Origin of the sequence: Dietzia sp. DQ11-38-2, from assembly GCF_014145055.1 — a bacterium.
Lineage (GTDB): Bacteria > Actinomycetota > Actinomycetes > Mycobacteriales > Mycobacteriaceae > Dietzia.
The window spans coordinates 1-2,478 of record NZ_JAALDW010000241.1; the positions used below are offsets into that span (position 1 = coordinate 1).

Sequence of the window (2,478 nt, forward strand, 5' to 3'; positions counted from 1 at the left end):
CCGTCATCGGCTCGCCGACCTCCATCATGATCGGCACCTTCGGACGCAGGAGCTTCTTGGGCAGACCCTTGGTCCACACCCGCTGCGACCCCCACAGGGTCACGGTGATGATGGGCACGTCGGCGGCGAGTGCCATCCGGACCGCACCCGACTTGAAGCCCTTGACCTCGAAGCTGCGGCTGATGGTGGCCTCGGGGAAGACCCCCACGAGCTCGCCGGCCCGGAGCCGTTCCACCGCCTCGTCGAACGAGGCCTTTCCGGCCGCGCGGTCCACCGGGATGTGCTTGAGCTCCCGCATGATCGGGCCGGACACCGAGTGGTCGAACACCTCGACCTTGGCCATGTAGCGGATGAACCGCTTGTGCACGCGCGCCGGGATGCCGCCGTAGACGAAGTCGAGGTATCCGGTGTGGTTCATCACCACCACGGCCCCGCCGACCTCGGGGAAGTTGCGCTCTCCGCGCATCGTGATGTCCAGACCCTGGACCTTGAACAGTGCCCGGGCGAACCCGATGATCCCCGTATAGAGCAGCTCCACGGACCCCAGCGTAGCGGCCCGTCCACAACGGCGTGACCGGCTGCCGGTAGGTTCGACGCCGTGGATGACGACGAGGCCCGCGACGCGCCCTTCGACCGGGTCGACACGGCGGCGCACAGTCGCCACTACTCCTGGCCGCCGCTTCCCGGCGCGGCCGACCGCAGCCCCCACGCGGGACTGGAGGTGCTGCAGAGGATCGTCGACGGCGAGCACCACCTCTCCCCCGGCTCGCACACTCTCGGCCTGGCGCTCTCGTCGGTCGCCGAACGCGTGGTCACCCTGACCGCGACCCCCGGGGAATGGGCCCTGAACAACGGGGGAACGGTGCACGGCGGAATCGTCTCGGGATGGGTCGACTCCGCCCTCGGGTACGCCACCGCGACGGCCGTCTACGAGGGCGTGGGCTACAGCACGCTCGACCTGACGGTCCGGTACATCCGGGCGCTCCGGCTGGAGAAGACCCCGGCGACCATCCACGCCGAGGTCGAACACGTGGGTCGATCGACGTGTGTCGTGCAGGCCAAGGTCCTCGACACCGACGGTCGGACCTGCGCCAGTGCGAGCGGCGTCATGATGCTCTTCCGCCCCTGACTTACCGCTGAGGCGGCGTGTGGCCGCGGCGCCCGCCAGCGACGCCTACCGGGGCTCGAGCACGTCCCGGCCGACGAAGGGACGCAGCGCCTCGGGCACCACGACGGAGCCGTCCGCCTGCTGGTGGTTCTCGAGGATCGCCACGAGCCACCGCGTGGTGGCCAGCGTGCCGTTGAGCGTGGCGGCCGTCTGCGGCTTGCCGCTGGCGTCCCGGTAGCGCACTCCCAGCCGGCGGGCCTGGAAGGTCGTGCAGTTGGACGTGGACGTGAGCTCCCGGTAGGCACCCTGGGTCGGCACCCACGCCTCACAGTCGTACTTCCGGGCGGCAGACGATCCGAGATCCCCGCCGGCGATGTCGATCACCCGGAACGGCAGACCCATGGCCTGCAGCATCTCCTTCTCGAACGCCAGCAACCGCAGGTGCTCCTCATGCGCCTCCTCCGGGGTGCACCAGGAGAACATCTCGACCTTGTCGAACTGGTGCACGCGGATGATGCCGCGGGTGTCCTTGCCGTGGCTGCCGGCCTCGCGCCGGAAGCAGGAGGACCAGCCGACGTAGCGCTTGGGACCGTCCGCCAGGTCCAGGATCTCGCCCTGGTGGTAGCCGGCGAGTGCGACCTCCGAGGTACCCACCAGATAGAGGTCGTCGGCCTCGAGCCGGTAGACCTCGTCGGCGTGCGCGCCGAGGAATCCGGTGCCCTGCATGATCTCCGGGCGCACCAGGACCGGAGGGATCATCAGCGTGAAGCCGTTGGCGGTGGCCTTCTGCGCCGCCAGCTGCAGCATGCCCAACTGCAGGAGAGCGCCGTACCCGGTCAGGAAGTAGAAGCGCGCACCCGACACCTTGGCGCCGCGTTCCATGTCCAGCAGGCCGAGGCTCTCGCCGAGCTCGAGGTGGTCCTTCGGCTCGAAGTCGAAGGCGGGGATCTGCCCGATCCGCTCGATCTCCACGAAGTCGTCCTCGCCGCCGGCGGGCGTGCCCTCCTCCACCACGTTGGAGAGCATCCGCTGGATCCGGTCGACCTCGGCCGCAGCGGACCTCTCCGCCTCCTCGGCGTCCTTGACCGCCTGCTTGAGCGCCCCCGCCGCCTCCAGCAAGGCCGGGCGGTCCTCCGGGGAGGCCTGCCCGACCTTCTTCCCGTGCGCCTTCTGCTCGGCGCGCGCCCCGTCCGCCGCGGAGATCGACGCCCGCCGGGCCTCGTCGGCCGCCAGGAGTCGGTCGACCAGCGCGGGGTCCTCGCCACGGGTGCGCTGGGAATCGCGGACGAGGTCGGGGTTCTCGCGAAGGAGCTTGAGATCGATCACGGCGACCAGCCTAGCGGCCCGGTCTGCCCACCCGGATCGGCTGA

3 protein-coding genes are annotated in these 2,478 nt (G+C 70.1%); 1 reads left to right on the forward strand and 2 read right to left on the reverse strand.

Annotated features, from left to right (window positions below):
* Positions 1–538, reverse strand: a 538-nt coding sequence (locus tag G6026_RS09105) for a 1-acyl-sn-glycerol-3-phosphate acyltransferase (RefSeq protein WP_182612970.1), incomplete at its 3' end; no start/stop codon positions are given.
* A gap of 60 nt (positions 539–598) precedes the next feature.
* On the opposite strand from G6026_RS09105, the gene G6026_RS17245 reads away from it, so the two are divergent.
* Positions 599–1,129, forward strand: coding sequence for a PaaI family thioesterase (locus G6026_RS17245; RefSeq protein WP_182612971.1), 531 nt, complete (start codon positions 599–601; stop codon positions 1,127–1,129).
* Positions 1,130–1,174: 45 nt separating this feature from the next.
* Here the strand turns inward: G6026_RS17245 and serS are convergent, their stop codons facing one another.
* Positions 1,175–2,434, reverse strand: coding sequence for a serine--tRNA ligase (serS, locus tag G6026_RS09115; RefSeq protein WP_107757928.1), 1,260 nt, complete (start codon positions 2,432–2,434; stop codon positions 1,175–1,177).
* Positions 2,435–2,478 lie beyond the last annotated feature (44 nt).